Source organism: Pantoea sp. Cy-640, assembly GCF_011752635.1.
GTDB classification, from domain to species: domain Bacteria; phylum Pseudomonadota; class Gammaproteobacteria; order Enterobacterales; family Enterobacteriaceae; genus Pantoea; species Pantoea dispersa.
On the sequence record NZ_VWXB01000002.1, the window covers coordinates 585,647 to 604,407 of the forward strand.

Consider the following 18,761-nt stretch of genomic DNA (forward strand, 5'->3'; position numbering starts at 1 on the left):
AAGGATAACTGCAACAGAGGAGATTCGACATGCAAAAACAGGCGTTAATCGTGGGGATCAGCGGGGTTATCGGTCGTGCGCTGGCGGAAAGGCTGCAAAGCGAGGGCTGGCAGGTAACCGGTTTGTCGCGCGGACGCGGTGCCATTCCGGAAGGCTGCCGCAGTCTGACGGCCGATCTGACCGATGCAGAAGCGGTGCGCAATGCGCTGGCGCAGGAAAAACCGGATGCGCTGTTCTTTAGCGTCTGGTCACGTCAGGCGAATGAAAAAGAGAACATTCGCGTTAACGGCGGCATGGTGCATAACGTCATTGCCGCGCTTGGCGAGCGGCTGAACGGCGCGCATGTGGCACTGGTGACCGGGCTGAAGCACTATCTTGGTCCATTCGAAGCGTATGGCAAAGGTGCGGTGCCGGTGACGCCGTTCCGCGAAGAGCAGGGACGTCAGCCGGTCGATAACTTTTACTATGCGCAGGAAGACGAAGTGTTTGCCGGCGCAGAGCAATATGGCTACAGCTGGAGTGTGCACCGTCCGCACACCATCATCGGTTATGCATTGGGTAACGCTATGAACATGGGGCAGACGCTGGCCGTTTACGCCACGCTGTGCCGTGAAAAAGGCTGGCCGTTTATCTTTCCCGGCTCGCCGCAGCAGTGGAACGGTCTGGCCGATGTCACCGAAGCCGGTTTACTGGCGGAACAGCTGCTGTGGGCGACCAGTGCTGAGGGGGCTGCCAATCAGGATTTCAACGCGGTGAACGGCGATGTGTTCCGCTGGAACTGGCTGTGGCCGCGTCTGGCAGACTATTTCGGTATTGAAGCTGCAGACTATCCGGCGCAGATGATGCCGCTGGAAGGACGCATGCAGGAAGCCGCAGCGGCCTGGCGTGAGATCGCTGCGCGCTATCAGCTGCGTGAAGCAGACATCGATAAACTGGCGTCGTGGTGGCACACCGATGCGGATTTGGGCCGGCCGATGGAGGCGTTTACCGATATGAGCAAGAGCCGTAAAGCTGGCTTTACCGGCTATCGCGCCACGCTGGATTCCTTCACCCAACTGTTCGACCGGCTGCGTGCGGAGCGCATCATTCCCTGATAGCGTTACTGGCCGGCGGCGTCAGGCGATCTGCACCCAGCGCCGGCCAAGCAATACGGTCAGCACGATGATGCTCACGATGGCCGCCAGGTGCTGCAGCAAATCCAGCGCATGCAGGTGCACCGGATGACAGAACGCCAGCAGGCTTACCGCCATGCAGGCGACGCCCAGGCCCGCCATGGCCAGGCTGCGGGCCGGATAGAGCGCCCGCGTCCGGCGCAGACTGAGGATGGTCAGCAGCAGCATCGGCAGACTCACCACCAGCAGGAAAACAAAGCACGGCAGCGTGTCGTGCTGCTGCAGCGGCGTGGCCGTTTGCAGCAGACTGCTGGCGCTCAATCCCAGCCACAGCAGGCCCGGCGGCAACAGCAGCTTTGCGCTGATGCCGCGCCGCCCTGCAATGCTGAGTTCAAAGGCGCTGCGCATCGCCAGCAGCCCGAGGATAAAGGCCAGCATCAGTTGCAGTGCAGCCTGCATTGCGCCGGCCTGCGACCAGTCGGTCAGAGTGCGCGGCACCAGCAAACTGGCCGCGATGCCGGCCGGTAGCGCCAGCGCCAGCCAGCCCAGCACGCGTTTTCCGCTCGCCGGCGGGCGTTTCACCGGGCGCAGATCGCGCCCCAGTTTTTCAATCAGCAAATGATGATCAGTCATGGTTTGCTCCAAAGCGGCGCAGATTGATGAGCGCGCGGTGCAGCAGCGATTTCACCGCCGACACGCTCAGATTATGGTGTGCCGCCGCCTCGTTCAGGCTCATTTCATGCAAATGAACATGCTCAACGATTTCACGCTGACGCAGCGGCAGCTGGCTGAGATAGCCCGCCAGCTCCTGCCGGGTGTCCAGCTGCTGCTGTTCTGCCGTGCTGGCGGGATCGGCGGCCTGGGCGTCGTCAAGCGCGCAGTGCTGCTGGCGGCCGCGGCGGCGCAGGGCATCAATCGCGCGCGCCGAGACTATCGCCGTCAGCCAGGGCAGAAAAGGGTAAGCGGGATCGTAGGTATGGCGCACGCGATGCAGCGTGAGCAGCACATCCTGAATCACATCTTCCGTTAAGGCTTCATCGCTCAGCCTGCGCCGCACCTGCGCGCGTATCACCGGCACCAGCGCCCGCAGCAGCCGGGTATAGGCACACTGATCCCCGGCCTGCGCGCGTTCCATCAGTCCGGGCCAGTTTTCACGTGCGCTATCGCCTGTGTGCATACGCTGCCTTGTTGCCGTTACGTCTTCTTCGCTGCCGCCTGGTTTAACGCATCCACTACGATGCCGGGTGTCAGCACCTGCGGCAGTACTTTCGGTGGTCCGCCATCAGCCGGATACACCAGGTACATCGGTAAACCGCCCTGACCAAACTCACTCATCACGTCATCAACGTCCGGGTTAAATTTAGTCGAGTCTGCCACCATGTACAGCGTACCGGTTTCCGCCAGTGCGGTTTTCACCGCCTGGGTCGACAGCGAGGTCTTCTCGTTCACCTGACAGGTGATGCACCATGATGCGGTAAAATCGACAAAAATCGCTTTGCCATGCCCGCGCTGAGCGGCCACCGCCTGCGGCGTCCACGTCTGTTTGCTGACCTGCGCCTGCACATCGGCTTGCAGCGCCGCGCCTGGCTTGATCAGCCCCGGCAGCGGCGCGATCACCGCAATCAGCAATATCGCCGTGACGCTGAACAGCGCTTTGTGCCCTTTTCCGGCAAAGCGGCGCTGCTGCGCTATGCCATACAGCCAGCCGGCAAACGCCAGCACCACCGAGGCGGCCAGCATAACAGCCAGCGCGCTGCTGCCCGCCTGCTGGGCCAGAATCCACACCAGCCAGGCCCAGGCACCGAGCATGGGAAAGGCCAGCCCGCGCTTAAGGATATCCATCCAGACGCCAGGACGCGGTAAAAATCGTGCCAGCGGCGGGAACAGCGACAGCAGGGTAAAGGGCGCGGCGAAGCCGAGCGCCAGCGCAGAGAAAATAACCAGCGCAACCGCAGGGGGCTGCACCAGCGCGTAGCCGATGGCGCTGGCCATAAAGGGCGCGGCACAGGGCGTGGCTACGATGATCGCCAGTGCTCCGGTCAGCGCGGAACGCAAAAAAGCGCCGCGCTGGATGTCGATGGCCCCGACGCGCTGCACCGTTAGTCCCACCTCAAAGACGCCAAGCAGGTTAAGCGCGGCAGCCAGGATCACCAGCGACAGCAGGGCGATCACCAGCGGTGACTGTAGCTGAAAGCCCCAGCCGACCGCGGCACCACCCGCGCGCGCGGCCAGCAGAATACCGACCAGCGCCATCATGGTCACCAGCACGCCGAGCAGGAATCCGAGGCCTTCGCGGCGCGCGCTGGCAGCCTGGCTTTGATGGCGCAGCAGGCTAAGCGCTTTCAGCGAAATCACCGGAAAGACGCACGGCATGAGGTTGAGGATGATGCCGCCCAAAAAGGCGGCCAGCATCGCGGTTAACATGGCTGGCCTCTCACTTACTGCGCTTGCGGATGCGCAGCGTCATACTCTTTCACCGCCGCCAGCGCTTTTTCGATGTGGGTATCCGGGTTTCTGTCGGTATAACTCAGCAGAATATTGCCGTTGGGGGCAATCACATAAGAGGTGCGGTCAGACAGCGTTTTGCCTTTTATCTGCATCAGCGTTTTATATTCGGCGGCCACTTTGGCACCCGGATCGGCAGCTACGGCGAATTTGTCACGACACTCCAGCTTAGAAAAATCGCTGATCTGCTCGGTGTTACCGGCGGTGACGCCGATCACCGTGGCGCCCATTTTTTTGAAATCATCCGTGGCTTCGGCGAAGTCGTGCGCCTCAATGGTACAACCCGCGCTGAAGGCCGCCGGGAAGAAGTAGAGCACCACCGGCCCTTTTTGCAGCGCCTGCTGCAGCGAGAAGGTGAGCGGCTTACCGGCCAGCGCGCCCTGAAGTTCAAAGTCAGGTGCTTTGGCCCCGACGGGCAGCGCCGCGCCAGCAGCGAAGGCGGCGAGGCTCAGCGTGGTGCCGAGGGTGAGGGTAGCGATGAGATGCCTGATAGTTGTCATGATCTGCTCCTGCGGTAAAAGAGGTCCGGTTAGGGGTGTTCAGTCAGACAGTTCGCCGCAGTCGGTAAAAAGTTGCGCGAAGGGCAAAAAAAAGCAGGGCAGATCCCTTTTTCCCGTCTCGTTTATTTATTCTTTGCGTGAAATCCTTACAATAATCGCCTGATGTTTTTTTAGGTTTTAGATATGTCTTCAACGTCTTGCGATAAACAGAACAGTGAAACCCAGCAGCTGCTGGCCTCCCTTGAACAGCACATTGCCGAGCCGCCTCCCCGGGTGCAGCCGGTGCCGGAAGATTTCTGGCAGCAGTTAGAGACGCTGACCCACGGCGACGACGCCTGACTCAGTTGCGCGGCTGTATACCCTGGCACACCATGCTCAGGGTGTGCTGCAGAATCATTTCGGTATCAAAGCCCGGCTCGTGGGCAAAGCGCGTAAAGGGCACCAGCACCATGCTGAGAATTGAGGTCATCAGTACATCGACATTCAGCTGGTTGTTCAGTAATCCCTGCTGCTGCCACTGAATCAGCAGCGCGCGAATCCGTTCGCGTCCGGCATGACCGTGACGCTGTTTCAGCGTGCCGCCCAGCCCCTGACCACTGGCGACTTCCTGCAGCCACAGCGGTGCGAACCAGTCATGACTCAGCACGATATCCGCGAACTCTTTAATAAACCCGCTGATCGCTGCGACAGGGTCACTACTCTCTTCGACAAAATGCGCTTCCAGCCGTTGCCGTAACGGCACAAAGCGTTCTGCGACCACGGTATCCAGCAGTGACTCGCGCGACTGAAAATAGTAATTCAGCATGGCCGGGCTGACGCCGGCTTTACGGGCTATGGCGTTGAGCGAGGTTTCCGCGATGCCGTTTTGCGCATACAGCGCGAGCGTGATGTCGAGCAGATGCTCGCGCTGCTGGGCATTGATTGCGCCGCCGCGTGGACGGCCCGGCCGGCGGGGTTTATCAGAAGGCGCTGTCTCGCTCTCCATCACTTTTTGTGCGGTCATCTTTACGTACTCACGGGTTTCGTGTCAGACTTCAGTTAATATTAATTGTGCATTTAATTAATTTCAAATGGTGTCGTTATGAAACCTCAATCTATCACATCGCAGCGCGACAGCGGGGCAACCCGCCCGCCTTCCATTCGCCTGCTGATGGGCGCGCTGATGCTGGTGATGCTGCTGTCCGCGCTTGATCAGACCATCGTCTCGACCGCGCTGCCGACTATCGTCGGCGAACTGGGCGGGCTGGATCGCCTGTCGTGGATCGTCACTGCTTACATGCTGGCCTCAACCCTGGTCGTGCCGCTGTATGGCAAATTTGGCGATCTGTTTGGCCGCCGAACGGTGCTGCAAATCTCGGTGGTGCTGTTTTTGCTGGGCTCGGCGCTGTGTGGGCTGGCGCAAAACATGCCGCAGCTGATTTTTACCCGCGCACTGCAGGGACTGGGCGGCGGTGGATTGATGGTGGTGAGCATGGCGGCGGTCGCGGATGTCATTCCGCCCGCCGATCGCGGCCGGTACCAGGGCCTGTTTGGCGGCGTGTTTGGTCTGGCAACGGTGATTGGGCCGCTGCTGGGCGGTTTTATCGTGCAGCACATGTCCTGGCGCTGGATTTTCTACATTAACCTGCCGCTCGGCCTGCTGGCGCTGCTGATCATTAATGCAGTGTTTAAAGCGGATAGCCGACGCAAACCCCATGAAATCGATTATCCGGGGGCGGTGTTTCTCAGCCTGGCGCTGGTGGGCGTAACGCTGTTTACCAGTGAAGGCGGCACGCTGCGCGAATGGTCAGATCCCCAGCTATGGTGCATTCTGGCCATGGGGCTGGTTGGCGTGTTGGGGTTTATTTATGAGGAGCGACGCGCATGGGAACCGATCATTCCACTCGATCTGTTCCGTAATCGCAGTTTTTCCCTCGCCAGTCTGATGGCGTTTATTATCGGCATGGCGCTGTTTGGCAGCGTGACGTTTTTGCCGCTTTATCTGCAGGTGGTAAAAAACGCCACGCCCACCGAGGCCGGACTACAGCTGTTACCGCTGATGGGCGGGCTGCTGGTCACCTCGATCATTAGTGGTCGCATGATTAGCCGCAGCGGGAAATACCGTTTGTTCCCCATCGCCGGGACGCTACTGGCCACAACCGGGATGGCGCTGATGACCACGCTGACGCTGGATGCGCCGCTCTGGCACATTTATCTGTTCTCCAGCGTGCTCGGCATGGGAATGGGCATGACTATGCAGGTGCTGGTGCTGGCGGTGCAAAATGCGGTGACGGCCGATCGCATCGGCGTAGCGACCTCATCGGTTACGCTGTTTCGCTCGGTGGGCGGTTCGATCGGCGTTGCGCTGTTTGGCGCTGTGTTCAGTCACGTGCTGAAATCCGGAGCGACCCGACTGATAGAGCAGGGTAACGTGCTACCGCCTTCGCTGGATCCGGTCGCCGTGAACCATTTGCCTGCAGCGCTGCGTCAGGCTTATTTGCTGGTGTTCAGCGATGCAGTGCATGCCGCATTTCAGATGGCCGCCGGCGTTATGCTGCTGGCGTTTATACTTTCGCTGTTGCTGCCGGAGTCGCCGCTGCGCGATAACGTGCGCAAATAAGCTTTCCGGTTATTTCGCAGCAGGTCAGTCGGACAGGCTGCGGAATAAAATTTAAACGCAATTTGCCGGATAAATATGCGCTGTCGGCGCAAAGCAGCAAAAGATATAGATTTTTATCCTAAATACATAGCGTTACCTTTCTGTAAACTTAGGTAAAAATAGTGAAGACAGCGAGAATTCGAGCGGAGACGCTTTATTTCTGCAACTTCTTTACGGTATAAATCTGCTATCCCTGTTATCCACTGTGAAACGTCACCCTATGATTGCTACTGCGGCCCGCAACCTGATTGCCTGCCTGATGTTATTAACCCTGGCTGGCTGCTCGTCTCACTCCTCGCCAGCACCGGAGCAGGAAAGTGTTGATACCTCGCAGGACGGTGGTAAACAGCCCGATTTAATTCCGGTAATAGCCGCTTTGCACGATCAAATGCATTCGTGGGAAGGCACCAAATATCAGTGGGGCGGAACGCAATTATCCGGCGTTGACTGTTCCGGATTTGTCTGGCGCACCTTAAAAGATCGTTTCAATATTCCCATGGATCGCGTCACAACGCGTGAATTGATCGCCATGGGTAAGCCGGTCGATCAGGCGCATTTACAGCCTGGCGACTTAGTGTTCTTCCGCATTAAGCATGAGCTGCACGTCGGCTTTTACGACACCGATCGCCAGTTCCTGCATGCCTCAGTCAGCCAGGGCGTGATGCGCTCGTCACTGAATAATCCGTACTGGAAATCGGTATATTTAGAAGCCAGACGACTTCCACGCGAGCAAAATTCGCAGATCAGTTTCAATTATAAAAATAAAGTCTGAGGTCAGACATCCCTCCTTAAAGCCGCGGCGCGACATTTTCGCGCCCATGCTCAGACCCATCTCCCCGTCAACCATTCGTCTCCTGTTTCAGTGACAATTCGCCTTCAACATGATGGCTGCTTTAACGCTCTGTGCCGCTTTATGGGCATCGAAATACATTCAACCTGTTGATTATAAATAAATAATTTAAATATCACGCGTTAACAATTAGTGCGATCATAGTATTCGCACTAATTATCAATTTTGTAATAGTAATCATGGTTATTATTATCTCCATCGAAGGCGCAGCGCCTTCTCATCAAACGCTAAGGAATATGACCATGAAAGCTATCAAAACACTGACCATTGCCGCCGCCGCCGCGCTTTCCCTGATGTCTGCTGCCAGCTTCGCGCAAACCGTTTCAGCCACCTCCACCACACTGGATGGTGCCGAAGCGAAAATTGCCGCTCAGGCTCAGCAGCAGGGTGCGCAATATAAAATTCTGGAAGCCAGCACCAACAACCTGGTGCACATGACCGCTGAACTCTACAAATAACGGATGGTTGCACAGGGATGTGCCAGAACGGGTCGCCTGACAGGCGGCCTTTTTTGTCGTGCAGTCAGGCTCGCAGCGTATCAATCATTCTGGCGATATTGCTGAATTTGCAGCGCAAACTGTCTGGCAGGAGAACGCAATATGCTGAACAACGTGGATATCAACCGGCAGGCGCTGGCTTTTGCAGATGCATTACGCACGCAACGCCATGCTCACGTTCCGGTGATTCGTTTTGCCCACTGGCCGCAATTTATCGCGACGGTGCGCGCTGAGCTGGCGCAACCGGGCGATCAGAAATAATTAGCACGATCACGATAACCGCACTAATTATCAATTGCAGTATAGTAACCTGAGTTATTATTAGTTCCATCGAAGGCACACAGCCTTCAGACACAACCATTAAGGAATAAGACCATGAAAACCATTAAAGCTATGTCAATCGCCGCTGTTGCCGCTCTCTCTCTGATGTCAGCCGCCAGCTTTGCCCAGAGTGTAACCGTGACTTCCTCTACGCTGGACGGTGCAGAAGCTAAAATCGCCGCGCAGGCGCAAGAGCAGGGCGCTCAGTATAAAATTACTGAAGCCAACACCAACAACCGCGTGCACATGACGGCTGAACTGTATAACTAAGTTCAGACTGCTTAACTGTGTTAAGGCCGCCTTCGGGCGGCTTTGCTGTTTCCGGAAGGCTGAAAACGAACAAAAGCAATAGGCTGGCGTTCGAAATTTGACCAATCCTGCTCAGCGGGCGCAACAGGCGGAGCCCAGGCGTTTATCCACAGGATAAGCCAGCCTCTTTGCACGTCAGTTGTGGATAACTGCTTTAATATCAAACCGTCAGGCGATAAACGCTGAGTGGATTTCCCGACTTACACGTCGGTTATTTTGTCAGAAATGAATCCGGTTGCGGCTAAATAAACGCGAAGCGGGTGAGTTTATTTCACCATTTCAAAACACATTACGTTTGCGTAATCTGCACCGTTATTTTTTCGCGTCGTCGTCAAAATGGCGAGAGGGAATCAGATTTTTCTCTTTATTAACCGGCGTTCTTTTCGACCGGCCTTTGTCCAGCAGGCAGTCGCGGCAACAGGCTATTTGCGGATGGTGGATACGCGCTACCGTCAGCGCCTGATGCACAGTATACAAAGAGCCGATAAAGCGCTTCTCTTCCTCAAATTCCAGTACGTAACAGCCTTTTTTATGCAATACCCAGCCGGCGTCCGGATCGTGACATAAATAAAAATAGTGCGGTTCTAACATAACTTACTCTCGGGCGAGTGATAGCCATCGAATAGATAATCGGTGATGTGTCTAAATTAGAGACGCATTCAGTCTACGCCGATGATGACCTGCGGGGCTAATTGATTTAATGACTTTCGGATTAGACCTGAAATGACCGGACCAGCATGAATAATGTGCCGGTCCGGTTGCTGATTTTATTCGCTGGCGAGTGCGGCGACCGGATCCATTCGCGCGGCTTTGCGCGCGGGCAGATAACCAAATATCATGCCGATAATGGTTGAGCAGGCAAACGCTGCGCCAGCCGATTGCCATGAGTAGATGGCGGTCAGCACGCCGCCAGCCAGCAGTGAAATGACCGGACCTATCACCAGAGACAGCGCCACGCCGAGCGATCCACCCACCAGGCACACCAGCACCGCTTCAATCATAAACTGCTGCATGATGTCGCCGCGTCGCGCACCTACCGCCATGCGCACACCAATCTCGTGGGTGCGTTCGGTCACCGACACCAGCATGATGTTCATTACGCCAATACTGCCGATCATGAGCGCAATCGAAGCCACCAGTAAAATCAGCAGCGTCAGCGTGGCCGCCGCACCTTCTATCGCTTTACGATACTTGTCCCGGTTGAACATCAGGAAATCTTTGGTGCCGTGGCGCGCCGTCAGCAACTGGGTGAGCGATTCCACCGCCGCACCGCTCACCACATCATCTTTGAGTTTAATACTGATACTGGTGAGCGCGGTCTGACCGCTGATGCGATACATCACCGTGCTCCACGGCAGCCAGACGCTGAGGCGGTTGGGCGACAGACCATCTTCATTATTGGCCACGCCAATAACCCGCACCGGCACCGATCCCAGCACAATCATTTTGCCAATCGGGCTCGGGCCCTGTTCGCCAAATAATTTATTGCGTGTGTTGATATCAATAATGACTTCCTGGCGCGCGTGCCGCTCATCGCTGAAGTTGCTGCCTTCCACCAGCTTAATGCCCTGAATGCGAAAATAGTCGACGCCCACGCCGGAAACTGAAGTTTTGGAGGCGTTGGCCAGGTAGCGAATGGGCTGCGTGGCGATGATTTCCGGACTGACGGCGGCGACAAACTGCTGGCGCGCAATCACATCGGCGTCGGCCATCACCAGGGTTTGTACCGGATGCGCATCGTCCTCGACATAATCTCCCCCGGCATAAATAGAAACTACATTGGTACCCAGTCCGGAAATGCTCTCCAGCGTTTTTTCCCGCGCGCCCTGGCCCAGCGCCACCACGGTGACGACGGCGGCAATGCCAAAGATAATGCCGGTCATAGTCAGTGCGGTGCGCAGGCGGTGGGCGTTCATGGCATTCAGCGCCATGCGCAATGATTCGCGCAGCCGGTCAAGCAGACCGCGGAATCGGCTTTGCCGCTTGCGTGGCGCTGGCGTAAAGTGCGTTTTTGCGGCCGTGGCAGCGCTGCCGCTGTCGGCAAAAATCTCGCCGTCCTGAATTTCAATAATGCGTTCCGCGTGCTGCGCCACTTTCATATCGTGGGTAACGATAATCACCGTGTGACCTTCGCGGTTCAGTTCGCTGAGGATGCGCAGCACTTCTTCACCGGAGTGCGAATCGAGCGCGCCGGTGGGCTCATCGGCGAGGATAATTTCGGCACCGTTGATCAGTGCACGCGCAATACTGACACGCTGCTGCTGGCCGCCTGACAGCTCGCCCGGCTTATGCTGTTCGCGCCCCTGTAATCCGAGCCGTGCCAGCAGCTGGGCGGCGCGCTGACGGCGTGCGGTGCCGGATAAATTGGCGTAAATCGCCGGTATTTCAACGTTGCTCAGCGCGCTGAGATCCGGCATCAGGTGATAGCGCTGAAAGATAAAGCCGATGTGCTCGCGCCGCACTTGCGCCAGCGCATCGGGCGAGAGCGTGGCGGTATTTTTGCCGCCAATCAGGTAATCACCGCTGTCCGGCGCATCAAGGCAGCCAAGAATGTTCAGCAATGTGGATTTGCCTGAGCCCGAGGGGCCGATGATCGCCACCATTTCGCCGCTGGCAATCTGCAGATTAATGTTTTTCAGCACCTGCAGGGATTGCGAACCATTGACGTAGCTGCGCTGAATGTTGTGCAGTTCGATGATATTCACATCACCACCTTGTCCGCGCCCGGCTGCTGCGTGGCAAGGATCACTTTTTCCCCTAAGTGCAGCCCGCTCAGCACCTGAATGTCAACGCTGTCGCTGATGCCGGTGGTGATGTAGCGCTTCTCAGGCTGATTATTTTGATCCGCGATTTCGACGTAAGTACGACCATCGGTGGCCTTTTTCGTGGCCTGCACCGGCACCAGCAGCGCGTTTTTCGCCTGGTCACGCAGCAGATTAACCTGCGCCGTCATGGAGATGCGCAGCGCATTATCCGGGTTCGGCACATCAAGCAGGGCGTTGTAATAGACCGCCGCGTTTGTGCTGCTCACGGTATTGCTTTCACTGTTACCCATCAGCGCATCATCTTTCATCACCGACTCAGGAGCCAGTTCGATGCTGCGCAGCGTGGCGTTGTAGCGTTTATCCGGATTGGCGAAAGTGGTAAACCACGCCTGCTGGCCGGGCTGAATATTGGTAATGTCCGCCTCGGATATTTGCACTTTGATGGTCATGGTGCCGAGCTGCGCCAGTTTGGCGATGGTTGGGGCGCTCTGCACGGCGTTTACGGTCTGGCCCTGCTTCGTGACGATCGCCACCACCGTGCCGTCAATCGGTGCCATGATGCGCGTGTAACCGAGATCGAGTTGCTTTTTATCCACTTCGATCTGCGCCTGAATCACCCGCGCCTGCTGCGCCGTCAGCTCTGCCTGGGCGATGCGCCACGCTTCGGCGGCGGTATCAAAATCCTGGCGGGAAACGGCGTTGGTTTTAATCATCTGCTGCAGGCGCTGAAACTGCGCCTGCTGGCGTACCAGCGTAGCCTGACGGGTCTGTAAATCCGCCTGCGCCACGCTCAGCGCCGCCTGCGCATTACGCAAATCGCTGCGCTGCGGCTGATCATCGATCTCCGCGATCAGCTGGCCCTTACGCACGTTGTCGCCGGCTTTGATATACAGCTTTTTCACCTGACCGGAGACCTGCGCACCGACGTTAACGCGCTCGATCGCGTCCATTTTGCCGGTGGCGGCAATCACGTTTTCGATGTCGCCCTGGCGCACCGCGGCGGTCATCAGCGGATTAGGTTTACTGCGTGACGCCGAATACGCCCAGAGAACCAGAATCATCACCAGTGCAGTTAGCGCGGCAAACAGCCATTTTTTCGTCATTGTGTGCATCATCGTCCCTTAAATTTAGCGAGAATAATAATCACTAAGCGGGACAAACTGGAGAAAAATTCTGCGGAATTTTGTCAGCCGCAGGGGAGTGCGCCATCCCTGGCGCAGGTTGTGGGTTAGCGATACCCCGTCAGTCAATCCGTTCAGAGCAGATTCAGCTGTTGCTTCAGCTGCGCAATCTCCCTGCGCCACTGCTGCTGCTGCGCCGGTTTCTGATGCTTTGCCTTACGCGCTTCGTCCTGCTGCAGCTTTTCTTCCAGCACCAGCAGCGCCTGCAACAGCGCATCTTCATCGCCCGGGCGGTCATCGACGGCAGCAGCGGCAAGCGGGTGATCGACGGGCACATGGGCGGTGGCCAGCCTGGCGGTCACCTGCGGCCAGTCGTGCCACTCGCTCAGCTGCTGCTGTTCAATCAGCCAGAAGCGATTGCAGCTGCTGGCGATCAGGCTGCGGTCGTGAGACACCAGCAGCACCGCGCCGGCGAACTGCTGCAGCGCCTGCGCCAGCTCCTCTTTGCCTGCCATATCCAGATGGTTGGTCGGCTCATCCAGCAGCAGCAGCGAATAGCGCGCCAGCGTCAGGCCGACAAACAGCAGGCGCGAGCGCTCACCACCGCTGAGGGAGGCAACTTTCTGCTGGTGGCGCAGCCAGGGAAAGCCTGCGCTAATCAGCGCCATTTTGCACTGCTCATCGCTCAGCGCAGCGAAACCGTGTAGCGCCGCGCTTAACGTCTGGTCGTCACGCAACTGTTGCAGGCTCTGATCGTAATAGCCGACGCGGGCGCGCGGATGAAACAGCGGGCTGTCGCCTTGCTGCCAGCTGTGCCACAGCTGGCGCAGCAGTGAGGATTTGCCGCAGCCGTTGTGGCCGACAATCGCGATGCGATCGCCACTTTTCACCTGCAGCGCGGGCAGGGAAAAAAGGGTCGGCGCCCCGGCAGCAGGCTGAATCGACATCGGCGGCAGCGCCAGCACGCGATCCGCCTGCAGCGCTTCGCCCTGTAACTGCAGCTGCCACGGACTGCCGGCGCTGAGCGTGGTCTGCGCGGCTTTCAGCCAGTCGATGCGCTTCTCCATCTGTTTTGCTTTACGCGCCAGACCTTCGTTGTCATAGGTCCGGCCCCAGATCGCCAGCCGTTTTGCGCTGCTCTCAACCCGGGCAATCTCCTGCTGCTGTGCCTGGTGGCGCTGCGCATCCGCCTCATCCTGCTGCGCCAGCGCCTCGCGGGCGGCCGTGCAGGGTAGACGGAAGACGTGCAGCGTGCGATCGCGCAGGATTGCGCTACAGTTGGTGACGCGGTCCAGCAGTGCGCTGTCGTGGGATACCAGCACAAAGCTGCCCTGCCAGCCGATCAGGAAATTCTCCAGCCACAGCAGGGTCGGCAGGTCGAGATGGTTACCCGGTTCGTCCAGCAACAGTAAATCGGGCTGCAGAATCAGCGCGCGCGCCAGCAACAGCCGCATATGCTGTCCGCCGCTCAGCGTCGCCGCGGTTTGTGACTGCTGCGCTGTGCTGAAACCCAGCGTATGCAGCAGCGCCTCGGCACGCCAGCGCTCGCTGCTGCGCTGTGCTGCGGGCAGCCGGGCGATAACGCCATCCAGCAATGAGGCCTTAAGTAACATTTCCGGCAGGTGTTGTTCGATGCGCGCCAGCAGACAGTGGCTGGCGGGTGTGACGCTGCCGTGACTGGCGGCCAGTTCACCGCTGAGAATTTTCAGCAGGGTACTTTTACCGCTGCCGTTGTCGCCAATCAGGCCGATGCGGTCGCCTTTTTTCAGGCTGAAATCCAGGGAATGGAAAAGCGGGCCAAAGGCATTGTCGAAGCCGACGGCATGTGCGGAAAGGAGTGTGCTCATCTACTTACTCTCAAGTTGCAGGCGCAAAAAAGCCTGACGTCAGAATTTCGCTGACGACAACCCGGTAAGCCGGAGAGAAGGGATTAGATTGTCAGAACTTCGCTCAGGCGGATTATCGCAGCACGAGTGCGTTAAAACCTGAGCGGGTCCAGTCACCATAGAAGTGTGAGTAAACAAACAGTTCACACGACGGCATAGAGATCCTCCTTAGTTATCAGCAGGTGAATAAGTCAGCCGATAATAGTGGCGGTGTGCGGCTTTTTCCAGCGATTTGAATCGGCGCTGGTATAGTATGGCGTCAGAGTCTGATTGATATCACAGGAGAGTGAATATGCTGATTTATGACGTTTTTGGCCGCCACATTGGTGTTCTGCGCAAGGAGGATGGCTGGCAGGTGTTTCGTGCCGACGTGACAGAAAGAAAATTTTCGCGAATGTTCGATATCGCTATTCCAGATGATATGCCAGAAGACGAAATTGCAGGCTGGCTGGGTGATATCTTTCATGAAGCTGCAACTGAGCATCATCCTGATGTGAAACGCATCGAATAAAACCTGGTTATGTTGAGATGTTTGCCTTTGGCATAAAGCGGAGTGTGAACAAGTGTATGTCCGCTTTGAGCGAAAAGCGGACGTCGCTAACTGCCGGAATGAAGTTTTAATGGGGAGCAGATCAGAATTTAACAAGTAACTCTTTTAAAGTAACCAAAAGTCTTTTTTGAAATTGGCTGGTTATTTCTGGGAGAAGTTGATTTATTTTGGTATCACCACTATAAAATAAATTTCGACTTTTGTACGACTCAAAACGTCCTCCTGATGTTTGGTCAGGAAAAAGTAAATATTTTTCAATGCACTCACCATTCAGGATGACTTTGTATGCTTTTGGCATATCGTCTAAAAGACCATCATGTATGACATGGTTTCGTACGGTTTCTATTTCATTAATAAAAGAACATTGCTCAAATAGAGTCCCTTTATAATTATTAAGTCTCGTCTTCTTTTTATCGCCATATTGAGAGTTTTTGGATGTCAGTTTATTATAAGAAGAGAATTGTTTTTTTAAATTTTCAATTTCTATAGCTAGTTTTGTTATGTAGTCAAGCAAGCTGTACATTCGGATGTAAATAAAACTAAGTAATGCAAAGAGCTTAGTTACGATCGGAGATGAAACATATCTTGTACCATCCTCCTCTTTAATATTAGGAAAAAACAAGGGTTCAAAATTTAACGTGTAATAAAACTCTCCTTGAAGTTGCAAAACCTCCTTACAGCATTCCTGTATGCTACTTACGATTTTACGACAATCGAAAAGATAAAGGCCTTTGTTTATGTCAGTATCACCTTTTAATTTATCAATAAATAAAATGAATGTTTCTTTTGAAACTAAGGACTCTGAGTTCATACCTGCTGTTGATAAAAAATCAGGAGCCACATGAAGGAATTCGTAATAGTTTTCTATCCCATCAAATATTCTATTGGCTAGAGCATCATGGATATTAACACATAGCGCATCGATCTCATAAAAATGATTTCCTATGTTTGGATACCATGCTCCTTGAGGGTCACGTATAAAGTAAATATTCTCGTCTTCAACGGAGTCAGTTGGTATCCCTCTTAAAGTTAAATACATGTTTTCATATGAATGTGCCATATCCATGATTTTCTTTATTTCCTCTTATGAAGGTAAAAATTGTCTATCTATATAGGATATACCTAAAAAATTTTATCATACTTTGTAAGTGATGATTTTTTTATATTCTTGAACGTCAAACGGCGCTGACTATTTTATAGATTTTTCTTTGCTAAATCTATCATCCTCTCTTTGCATGAAGCCGTCACCTGACAGACTTGAAGGTCAGTTGTGAGCGCAGGCTGTGTGAAAACTGTTTTGGTCTCTTAAACTGCCAAAAGCAAGGCTGAAAACTGCGCTCATACGTAAAATCTGGCTAGCCAGCCAGTCGGGCATTGCCAGATTTTGCGCAGATGCGCATACTTCATTTTTGGGCAGGGCTTACACACAGCCTGAGCGATCAGCAGACATTCGTGTTTCAAACCCGTGGCACCCTGAGTACCATCAATGGCATAATGCAGTCCGTTGGAAAGACCTCGGGCAGCTATGAGCGAGAAGCCGACGTTAGTAATTGAGTCGTCATGGATGTTGCTAGCAATACCTTATGTCAATCAACTGGGAAACTGTCACGTATGTTTGCAGTTGCTCTTTAGTTCCAAATGAGCATAACGGGTATCTCCTGACATAAAAGTGGAACCGCTATGTTGTACTTTATAGTTGAAAAACTTGAATGTGTAACATGTTGATTAGAGCTGGCAGTTTCTTTAGTGTAATCTCTGAATGCAATAAGAGAGGTCTACTAGACTCACGCAGAATTAATTACAGGAAATTAAAGTAGATGCCAAGCAGACTTGATATTTATTTAAATCGTATAAGCCATTTATCACAGGTTTTCTTAGTTGCCTTTGCTATTTTCGGTTATTTTTATACTGTCAGGCCGATTTATCAAAAGGAATTGCTCTCTGAGGATATTGCGAAAAAGGAATTTGAACTTAATGGTTTAAAAAAAGAGTTAAAGAGATCATCTGATATTCTCCAAGGTAATATTTTAGCACAGAGTGAATTGCTTAAGGATATTGATAGTTTAAATGTCCAGCAAGATGAATTGGAAAGGAAATTAAAATCCACAAATGCTGAATTATCAGAGTCAATTCGCGCATTAAAACAACAGAGATCTTTGGCTAAAAAAGCAGTCGATGATAACAACAGAAATTTGTCATCAGTTTTCTGGGAAAACTTTAATGGATTGATTGGAAATACTTACTTAAGGAGCAGCATAAACCGGGTGAACAAAAGCCTTAGTAGTTCCCCATCCTATCCTAAATTTGACGAATTATATGTTAAGCCATACACAGCAATTAGTAATGCAATAAAGATGGGTAATCATAATTTTTATGAAAGTGCTGGGAATATACCGGAAAGACTTCGCAATGTTCTTTTGAAAAAAATCTCTATTGCGCTTGAAAAAAACAAAGAAAGACTAAATAAATATCCAGATGGTTTTGAAGATAAAGTAAAGTTGCTTCAAGGTAGAATGAAAATCTATGACTCTAGGGGAAATACAGATGATATAATGAAGCGATATGAGATTGACAGAGAATTGAGGCACTATATCGACTCTCAAAATAAAATCTCTTGGAGTATAGCTTCAGACTTTTTGGCGCTTGTTCAAAAAACTAATTAGATTAATTTTTTATAAGGCAGGAATGTTGTTTTTAGCAGGCGTGAAGGATTCCCTTATGTGTCGAACATGTAGAAGTCAATATGACCTGATCCCACAGATTAATACAGATAGATGTTAACAATGTCCGTTTTTGGCACGGAGCGGAACTTTACATCGCAACGGCCGCTATGAGCGATTAGCAGACAGGTTTATTACCTTCCCTGTAAATTGAATGTGGCCGGCTGTTAAATTGTGCGAGTTACAGCTCTGATGAATGATAGGATCTAACTGGAAGCATAATAAGCTATTGAAATTAAAGTGAAATACCCCAGATTCGATAGCAGGCGGTAATATCGCGAGGTGATGACAACATGAGCTTTGGAATGGTTGCCTGCTCGAAAAGCCGCCTATGACGAAGGTGGTTTTTAGGCGCAATATGCACAATGTATTTAAGCATTTCCCACGTAATATTCTCCCTTCGGGTAGTGAGACCACCTATTCTGGGCTTTGACGAGTAACATCGCCGTATATAGCGCTGAAGTGCTATCGCTGCTGGCACATCAAGTAGTATCAGCCCTGTAGCACGTTCAAGTCGGGGATAAATACACTTTGTATAATTGCCCTCTATCACCCATCTTTCTCCACTAACAGCCTCTTCATGTAACCGATAAAATTCTTCAGGTACACGGGGAATCCATTTTGTATCAGGTAAATGATACAACTGGTCCAGATGAATTAAGGGTAATGACGTCTTAGAAGAAATTGCTCTTGCCAGTGTGGATTTACCGCTATTTGATGGCCCCATGATGCATATGCGTGGGCCAAGATCATCTAATGTTAAAGTTTTCACCCCGTTCACCTAAAACTTCAAATAATTCAGCCAATAACAAGAAAACATCAACATCTAACGTAACGACAATTTTTACTGGCAAAATTGTGGTTCGCTACTGTGTAATTAATACTACGCGAAATTTGCGACTTCCGCTTCTGGCACAAAGCAGGCATTCACAGCAACTCCACATATCCAGAGGCTAAGACTAACGGGCAGTGCGCAGGCAGTTCATT

Annotated in this window: 20 protein-coding genes; 9 read left to right on the top strand and 11 right to left on the bottom strand. The window is 53.5% G+C overall.

The window, feature by feature from the left end; all coding sequences use genetic code 11:
* Window positions 1-29 precede the first annotated feature (29 nt).
* The gene (locus tag F3J36_RS08300; RefSeq protein WP_058781094.1) at window positions 30-1,094 is read left to right on the top strand and encodes an SDR family oxidoreductase; all 1,065 of its coding nucleotides are present in this window, start codon (window positions 30-32) and stop codon (window positions 1,092-1,094) included.
* Window positions 1,095-1,115: 21 nt separating this feature from the next.
* Here the strand turns inward: F3J36_RS08300 and F3J36_RS08305 are convergent, their stop codons facing one another.
* The 4 genes from F3J36_RS08305 to F3J36_RS08320 are packed head-to-tail and all read right to left on the bottom strand — an operon-like array spanning window position 1,116 to window position 4,117.
* The gene (locus tag F3J36_RS08305; protein WP_166719425.1) at window positions 1,116-1,745 is read right to left on the bottom strand and encodes an NrsF family protein; all 630 of its coding nucleotides are present in this window, start codon (window positions 1,743-1,745) and stop codon (window positions 1,116-1,118) included.
* A complete protein-coding gene (locus F3J36_RS08310; protein WP_058759048.1) occupies window positions 1,738-2,289 on the bottom strand; it encodes a sigma-70 family RNA polymerase sigma factor in 552 nt (183 codons plus the stop codon). The genes F3J36_RS08305 and F3J36_RS08310 overlap by 8 nt, the downstream gene beginning before the upstream one ends.
* 17 nt (window positions 2,290-2,306) lie before the next feature.
* Window positions 2,307-3,536: a protein-disulfide reductase DsbD gene (locus tag F3J36_RS08315; RefSeq protein ID WP_166719426.1), complete on the bottom strand. Its 1,230-nt coding sequence runs from the start codon at window positions 3,534-3,536 to the stop codon at window positions 2,307-2,309.
* A 14-nt stretch (window positions 3,537-3,550) separates the two neighbouring features.
* Complete coding sequence (locus F3J36_RS08320; protein WP_125310836.1) at window positions 3,551-4,117, bottom strand: peroxiredoxin; 567 nt, start codon at window positions 4,115-4,117, stop codon at window positions 3,551-3,553.
* Window positions 4,118-4,300: 183 nt separating this feature from the next.
* Here F3J36_RS08320 and F3J36_RS08325 point away from each other — a divergent pair, with 183 nt between their 5' ends.
* The gene (locus F3J36_RS08325) at window positions 4,301-4,456 is read left to right on the top strand and encodes a hypothetical protein (RefSeq protein ID WP_021508969.1); all 156 of its coding nucleotides are present in this window, start codon (window positions 4,301-4,303) and stop codon (window positions 4,454-4,456) included.
* Window position 4,457: 1 nt separating this feature from the next.
* On the opposite strand, the gene F3J36_RS08330 is transcribed toward F3J36_RS08325, so the two are convergent.
* On the bottom strand, window positions 4,458-5,120 hold the full coding sequence (locus F3J36_RS08330) for a TetR/AcrR family transcriptional regulator (protein WP_166719427.1): 663 nt from the start codon (window positions 5,118-5,120) through the stop codon (window positions 4,458-4,460).
* Between the two features lie 78 nt (window positions 5,121-5,198).
* Here F3J36_RS08330 and F3J36_RS08335 point away from each other — a divergent pair, with 78 nt between their 5' ends.
* From F3J36_RS08335 to F3J36_RS08355, 5 genes are all read left to right on the top strand, one after another.
* A complete protein-coding gene (locus F3J36_RS08335; RefSeq protein WP_166719428.1) occupies window positions 5,199-6,716 on the top strand; it encodes an MDR family MFS transporter in 1,518 nt (505 codons plus the stop codon).
* Between the two features lie 259 nt (window positions 6,717-6,975).
* Window positions 6,976-7,527 (top strand): C40 family peptidase, encoded by a 552-nt coding sequence (locus F3J36_RS08340; protein WP_021508972.1) that lies wholly within the window; start codon window positions 6,976-6,978, stop codon window positions 7,525-7,527.
* 320 nt (window positions 7,528-7,847) lie between these two features.
* Window positions 7,848-8,063: a YdgH/BhsA/McbA-like domain containing protein gene (locus tag F3J36_RS08345; protein WP_059009207.1), complete on the top strand. Its 216-nt coding sequence runs from the start codon at window positions 7,848-7,850 to the stop codon at window positions 8,061-8,063.
* Between the two features lie 141 nt (window positions 8,064-8,204).
* Window positions 8,205-8,363: a hypothetical protein gene (locus tag F3J36_RS08350; RefSeq protein ID WP_165899342.1), complete on the top strand. Its 159-nt coding sequence runs from the start codon at window positions 8,205-8,207 to the stop codon at window positions 8,361-8,363.
* Between the two features lie 114 nt (window positions 8,364-8,477).
* Window positions 8,478-8,693, top strand: a complete 216-nt coding sequence (locus F3J36_RS08355; protein ID WP_058770290.1) for a YdgH/BhsA/McbA-like domain containing protein — start codon at window positions 8,478-8,480, stop codon at window positions 8,691-8,693.
* A 351-nt stretch (window positions 8,694-9,044) separates the two neighbouring features.
* On the opposite strand, the gene F3J36_RS08360 is transcribed toward F3J36_RS08355, so the two are convergent.
* From F3J36_RS08360 to F3J36_RS08375, 4 genes are all read right to left on the bottom strand, one after another.
* Entirely contained in the window at window positions 9,045-9,323 is a 279-nt protein-coding gene (locus tag F3J36_RS08360) for a hypothetical protein (protein WP_058770289.1), read from the bottom strand.
* Window positions 9,324-9,499: 176 nt separating this feature from the next.
* On the bottom strand, window positions 9,500-11,437 hold the full coding sequence (locus F3J36_RS08365; protein ID WP_166719429.1) for a MacB family efflux pump subunit: 1,938 nt from the start codon (window positions 11,435-11,437) through the stop codon (window positions 9,500-9,502).
* Window positions 11,434-12,609, bottom strand: coding sequence for an efflux RND transporter periplasmic adaptor subunit (locus F3J36_RS08370; protein ID WP_166719503.1), 1,176 nt, complete (start codon window positions 12,607-12,609; stop codon window positions 11,434-11,436). The genes F3J36_RS08365 and F3J36_RS08370 overlap by 4 nt, the downstream gene beginning before the upstream one ends.
* A gap of 143 nt (window positions 12,610-12,752) precedes the next feature.
* Window positions 12,753-14,465 (bottom strand): ABC-F family ATP-binding cassette domain-containing protein, encoded by a 1,713-nt coding sequence (locus F3J36_RS08375; protein ID WP_166719430.1) that lies wholly within the window; start codon window positions 14,463-14,465, stop codon window positions 12,753-12,755.
* A gap of 331 nt (window positions 14,466-14,796) precedes the next feature.
* Between F3J36_RS08375 and F3J36_RS08380 the strand changes: the two genes are divergently transcribed.
* A complete protein-coding gene (locus F3J36_RS08380; RefSeq protein ID WP_058770285.1) occupies window positions 14,797-15,015 on the top strand; it encodes a hypothetical protein in 219 nt (72 codons plus the stop codon).
* A 121-nt stretch (window positions 15,016-15,136) separates the two neighbouring features.
* Here the strand turns inward: F3J36_RS08380 and F3J36_RS08385 are convergent, their stop codons facing one another.
* The gene (locus tag F3J36_RS08385) at window positions 15,137-16,120 is read right to left on the bottom strand and encodes a hypothetical protein (protein ID WP_211072918.1); all 984 of its coding nucleotides are present in this window, start codon (window positions 16,118-16,120) and stop codon (window positions 15,137-15,139) included.
* 751 nt (window positions 16,121-16,871) lie between these two features.
* Here F3J36_RS08385 and F3J36_RS08390 point away from each other — a divergent pair.
* Window positions 16,872-17,717 carry a hypothetical protein gene (locus F3J36_RS08390; RefSeq protein ID WP_166719431.1) on the top strand — a complete coding sequence of 282 codons (846 nt, stop codon included), beginning with the start codon at window positions 16,872-16,874 and terminating at the stop codon, window positions 17,715-17,717.
* Window positions 17,718-18,009: 292 nt separating this feature from the next.
* Here the strand turns inward: F3J36_RS08390 and F3J36_RS08395 are convergent, their stop codons facing one another.
* On the bottom strand, window positions 18,010-18,501 hold the full coding sequence (locus F3J36_RS08395; RefSeq protein ID WP_166719505.1) for an AAA family ATPase: 492 nt from the start codon (window positions 18,499-18,501) through the stop codon (window positions 18,010-18,012).
* Between the last annotated feature and the right edge of the window lie 260 nt (window positions 18,502-18,761).

Excerpts from the sequence above, each read along its gene's own strand:
- F3J36_RS08325 (WP_021508969.1), top strand. The coding sequence starts at position 4,301 with ATGTCTTCAACGTCTTGCGATAAACAGAACAGTGAAACCCAGCAGCTG.
- F3J36_RS08375 (WP_166719430.1), bottom strand. The coding sequence starts at position 14,465 with ATGAGCACACTCCTTTCCGCACATGCCGTCGGCTTCGACAATGCCTTT.
- F3J36_RS08370 (WP_166719503.1), bottom strand. The coding sequence starts at position 12,609 with ATGCACACAATGACGAAAAAATGGCTGTTTGCCGCGCTAACTGCACTG.
- F3J36_RS08310 (WP_058759048.1), bottom strand. The coding sequence starts at position 2,289 with ATGCACACAGGCGATAGCGCACGTGAAAACTGGCCCGGACTGATGGAA.
- F3J36_RS08390 (WP_166719431.1), top strand. The coding sequence starts at position 16,872 with ATGCCAAGCAGACTTGATATTTATTTAAATCGTATAAGCCATTTATCA.
- F3J36_RS08350 (WP_165899342.1), top strand. The coding sequence starts at position 8,205 with ATGCTGAACAACGTGGATATCAACCGGCAGGCGCTGGCTTTTGCAGAT.
- F3J36_RS08300 (WP_058781094.1), top strand. The coding sequence starts at position 30 with ATGCAAAAACAGGCGTTAATCGTGGGGATCAGCGGGGTTATCGGTCGT.
- F3J36_RS08330 (WP_166719427.1), bottom strand. The coding sequence starts at position 5,120 with ATGACCGCACAAAAAGTGATGGAGAGCGAGACAGCGCCTTCTGATAAA.
- F3J36_RS08340 (WP_021508972.1), top strand. The coding sequence starts at position 6,976 with ATGATTGCTACTGCGGCCCGCAACCTGATTGCCTGCCTGATGTTATTA.
- F3J36_RS08345 (WP_059009207.1), top strand. The coding sequence starts at position 7,848 with ATGAAAGCTATCAAAACACTGACCATTGCCGCCGCCGCCGCGCTTTCC.
- F3J36_RS08305 (WP_166719425.1), bottom strand. The coding sequence starts at position 1,745 with ATGACTGATCATCATTTGCTGATTGAAAAACTGGGGCGCGATCTGCGC.
- F3J36_RS08320 (WP_125310836.1), bottom strand. The coding sequence starts at position 4,117 with ATGACAACTATCAGGCATCTCATCGCTACCCTCACCCTCGGCACCACG.
- F3J36_RS08315 (WP_166719426.1), bottom strand. The coding sequence starts at position 3,536 with ATGTTAACCGCGATGCTGGCCGCCTTTTTGGGCGGCATCATCCTCAAC.
- F3J36_RS08335 (WP_166719428.1), top strand. The coding sequence starts at position 5,199 with ATGAAACCTCAATCTATCACATCGCAGCGCGACAGCGGGGCAACCCGC.
- F3J36_RS08385 (WP_211072918.1), bottom strand. The coding sequence starts at position 16,120 with ATGGATATGGCACATTCATATGAAAACATGTATTTAACTTTAAGAGGG.
- F3J36_RS08395 (WP_166719505.1), bottom strand. The coding sequence starts at position 18,501 with ATGGGGCCATCAAATAGCGGTAAATCCACACTGGCAAGAGCAATTTCT.
- F3J36_RS08355 (WP_058770290.1), top strand. The coding sequence starts at position 8,478 with ATGAAAACCATTAAAGCTATGTCAATCGCCGCTGTTGCCGCTCTCTCT.
- F3J36_RS08360 (WP_058770289.1), bottom strand. The coding sequence starts at position 9,323 with ATGTTAGAACCGCACTATTTTTATTTATGTCACGATCCGGACGCCGGC.
- F3J36_RS08380 (WP_058770285.1), top strand. The coding sequence starts at position 14,797 with ATGCTGATTTATGACGTTTTTGGCCGCCACATTGGTGTTCTGCGCAAG.